The organism is Campylobacter ureolyticus ACS-301-V-Sch3b, assembly GCF_000413435.1.
Classification (GTDB): domain Bacteria; phylum Campylobacterota; class Campylobacteria; order Campylobacterales; family Campylobacteraceae; genus Campylobacter_B; species Campylobacter_B ureolyticus_A.
The window spans coordinates 67,682-71,566 of record NZ_KE340327.1 but is presented as its reverse complement, the minus strand read 5'-3'; the positions used below and the strand labels follow the sequence as shown (position 1 = coordinate 71,566).

The window sequence follows — 3,885 nt, the reverse complement described above, 5'->3', positions numbered from 1 at the left end:
GATTTTTAACTCTTATAAAGATAATTTAAGATAAAATAAGAAATTATTAATTCCTTTGGAGTAAAATTTGATAGTTCTTGGTGATAAATATAAATTTAATGAAATTGAACTTAATAAGCTTAGAAAAAAGTTTAAAAATATAGAGTTTTTAGAGTATGATGGAAGTAGAAAAAGTTCAGTGCTAATTAGAAAAAAAATAAAAGAGCTTTTAAAAAAAGATTATTATAAATATCTTGTTTTAAATACTGATTTTACACTTGATTCAAAAATAATAAGGTTTTTAACACTTTTGCAATTTAAATATCATAAAAGATCTTTAAAAATTGTCTCCATTCAAAAATTTCTTGAAAAAAATCTTTGTAAAATCTACATACCAGATGATTCTAAGAATCTTAACTTTTTAAGCGAAATAAGACCATATAATAAATTTGAATTTCTAATAAAAAGAGTTATTGATATAGTTGGGGCTTTAATATTATGGGTTATAAATTTAGCTATAAAACCATATATTAGAAAAAAAATAAAAGAGCAAAGTCCAGGAAAGATTTATTTTATTCAAAAAAGAGTTGGGATAAATATGCATGAGTTTGGCTGCATAAAATACCGCTCGATGAGAATTGACGCAGAAAAAGATGGAGTTAAATTTGCAAGTAAGGATGATGATAGAGTTTTTGCTTTTGGAAAATTTATGCGTAAAACAAGAATCGATGAATTGCCACAATATATAAATGTTTTAAAGGGAGATATGCACTTAATAGGACCAAGACCTGAGAGAAAATACTGGGTGGATAAATTTGAAAAAGAGATACCATACTACAATGAACGACATTTAGTTCGCCCAGGGATTACTGGCTGGGCACAGGTGAATTACCCATATGGTGAAAACATATATGATACAAAACAAAAATTAATGTATGACTTATACTACATAAAACACTGGTCACTCTGGCTTGAGATAAAAGTAGTTTTTAAAACTATTGGGATAGTTTTAGGAAGAAAAGGGATATAACAACCGTTTAAAAAATGCTCAAAGGAAAAACTTTATAAAAGATGGACACATCAAACGATACTATATAATTAAGGGTTAAATGCATCTTGGAATTTATGTTCTAATGAAAAAAATAAAATAAACAAAATCATAAACACAAACATGCATAAAATTATAAAATATGACAATAATTGTTTTACAATCGAGTTTAAATGATTGATAAAAAACTTATAAAATATCTATTGGTTGGCATTTTAAATACAATTATAGGTTTTGGAATAATATTTGGACTTATGTTTGCTGGCATAAGTCCTGAGATTTCAAATTTAAGTGGATATAGTATCGGAATAGTAATTTCATATATTCTAAATAAAATTTTTACCTTTCAAAGCAAAACAAAAAGTAAAATAGAGTTTATAAAATTTATACTTGCAATGCTAATGGCTTATATTTTAAATTTTATAACTCTAAAAATTTGTCTAAGCTTAAGTATAAATCCTTATATATCACAAATTTTAGCAGGTGGAATTTATACTATATCCAGATTTTTGTTAAGTAAATTTTGGGTGTTTAAATGATTTCTAATCATCAACATGATACAAATCCCTTGTATAAATCTTTTCTCTTACATCTTCCAATGCTTTTTCATATCTGTTTGCCACTATGACATCTGAAATTTTTTTAAACTCATCTAAATTTTTTATAACTTTTGAGTTAAAGAAACTATCTTCTTTTAGTGCCGGCTCAAAAACTACAACATCTATACCTTTTGCTTTTATGCGTTTCATAATACCTTGAATTGCACTGCTTCTGAAGTTGTCGCTTCCGCTTTTCATAACAAGTCTGTAAATTCCTACTGTTTTTGGTTTTTTAGCAAGTATATCAGATGCTATAAAATCCTTTCTGGTAGAGTTTGATTTAACAATAGCCTCTATTAAATTTGATGGAACATTTTCATAATTGGCAAGCAACTGCTTTGTATCTTTTGGCAAACAGTATCCACCATACCCGAAGCTTGGATTATTATAATGATCTCCTATTCTTGGATCCAGTCCTACACCTTTTATGATTTGATTTGTATTTAAATTTCTCATTTTTGCATAAGTATCAAGCTCATTGAAAAATGCAACTCTCATTGCAAGATAGGTATTTGAAAAAAGCTTTACAGCTTCAGCTTCCGTGCTGTTTGTAAAAAGAGTTGGAATTTCTTTTTGAATAGCACCTTGCTTTAAAAGCTCTGCAAAAACTTTAGCCTCATTGCTTAGTGAGCCTACAATTATCCTGCTTGGATAGAGGTTATCATACAGTGCTTTTCCCTCTCTTAAAAACTCAGGCGAAAATATAATATTGTTAGTGCCGAATTTTTGATTTATCCCTTTTGTATATCCTACAGGAATAGTTGATTTTATAACTATTGTGGCGTTTTTTGTAAATTCAAGTGCATCTTTTATAACACTTTCAACTGATGATGTATCAAAATAATTTGCCTTTTCATCATAATTTGTAGGTGTAGCGATTACAACAAAATCAGCATTTTCATAAGCCTCTTTTTTATCAAGCGTGGCTTTAAAATTTAGATTTTTATTTGATAGATAATCTTGTATATAAGAATCTTCAATAGGTGAAATTTTATTTTTTAACTTTTTAACTTTTTCTGGTACCACATCCAGTGCAACAACTTCATTGTGCTGAGCTAAAAGCATACTTATTGACAGACCGACATAACCAGTTCCTATAACTGCTATTTTCATTTTTTATCCTTATTTATCTATATTTTAAAAAACCATTAATCGCATAGTTTATGAAATAATATAAACTTCTAAATATATCCAACTTCTCAACTTCTCTATATATTTTCCATTGATAGACACTAGCTTTTAATTTATTAGATGATAAGGAATTTGATCTTATCCTATAAATTGCAAGTGGCTCTAATATGCCTTTTGCGGTTTTAATATTTTTTAAAATTTTAAGCCAAGTTCCATAATCTTGTCTTTTAAGTATTAATGGCATATAAACCTTTTCAAGTTTATAAGAATCATATATAGCTGTAAGACATCCGACACTGCAAGTTTTAAGCATAGAGCTATAGGATATTTTAGGTTTTATTATAAACTCACCTATATTTTTATCCGTCTCATCTACAAGCATGTAAGATGAATATGTAAAAGCTAAGTTATTATCTTTCATAAAACTTATTTGTTTTTCAAGTTTTTCTGGCAACCATAAATCATCAGAATCTAAAAAAGCAATAAATCTACCTTTTGCTATTTCTATCCCTTTATTTCTAGCTACTGCTGCACCGGAGTTTTTTTCCAATTTTACAAACTTAATTCTACTATCTTTACTTAAATATTCTTTTATAATTTTATTCGATTCATCAGGAGAGCAATCATCTATTATAATAAGTTCCCAATTATCATAAGTTTGTAACAATACAGAATCTATAGACTTACTTATAAATTTTTCTGAACCATATGATGGCATAATTACAGATACTAAATCACTCATTATTTAATTTTACCTTATTAATATTTAAAATCTTATTTACAAAATCATCTAGTGTTATTTGTTTAGCTATGAATGCACCATTATTAGCTTTGTCATTGACTAAATTTTTATTTTCAAATATATACTGATATGCATCAACTAAATCTTCAACGCTGCCAACTTTTGTCAATATACAGTTACAACTATTACCATTGCAAAAAATATCTCTAGCACATCCCACGTCTGTTGAAACCACAAAAAGAGAATTTAAAGCACCTTCTAACAAAACCCTTGAGCAACCTTCACTATAGGATGGAAGAACTATTACATCATGCATACTGTATATTTTTTTTAGCTCATATCCAAAATCTATATATCCCATATATTTTACGATATTATTTATTTTA

At 27.5% G+C, this 3,885-nt stretch carries 5 protein-coding genes; 2 read left to right on the top strand and 3 right to left on the bottom strand.

The window, feature by feature from the left end; translation table 11 throughout:
- Positions 1 to 67 precede the first annotated feature (67 nt).
- Complete coding sequence (locus HMPREF9309_RS05505) at positions 68 to 1,009, top strand: sugar transferase (protein WP_016646931.1); 942 nt, start codon at positions 68 to 70, stop codon at positions 1,007 to 1,009.
- A 191-nt stretch (positions 1,010 to 1,200) separates the two neighbouring features.
- On the top strand, positions 1,201 to 1,566 hold the full coding sequence (locus HMPREF9309_RS05500) for a GtrA family protein (protein WP_016646930.1): 366 nt from the start codon (positions 1,201 to 1,203) through the stop codon (positions 1,564 to 1,566).
- A gap of 3 nt (positions 1,567 to 1,569) precedes the next feature.
- Here the strand turns inward: HMPREF9309_RS05500 and HMPREF9309_RS05495 are convergent, their stop codons facing one another.
- The 3 genes from HMPREF9309_RS05495 to HMPREF9309_RS05485 form a co-directional block, all read right to left on the bottom strand.
- Positions 1,570 to 2,739 carry a nucleotide sugar dehydrogenase gene (locus HMPREF9309_RS05495; protein WP_016646929.1) on the bottom strand — a complete coding sequence of 390 codons (1,170 nt, stop codon included), beginning with the start codon at positions 2,737 to 2,739 and terminating at the stop codon, positions 1,570 to 1,572.
- A gap of 13 nt (positions 2,740 to 2,752) precedes the next feature.
- Positions 2,753 to 3,499: a glycosyltransferase family 2 protein gene (locus HMPREF9309_RS05490; protein ID WP_016646928.1), complete on the bottom strand. Its 747-nt coding sequence runs from the start codon at positions 3,497 to 3,499 to the stop codon at positions 2,753 to 2,755.
- The coding region (locus tag HMPREF9309_RS05485) for a glycosyltransferase (RefSeq protein WP_016646927.1) at positions 3,492 to 3,885 on the bottom strand (394 nt) is incomplete at its 5' end. The genes HMPREF9309_RS05485 and HMPREF9309_RS05490, both read right to left, overlap by 8 nt.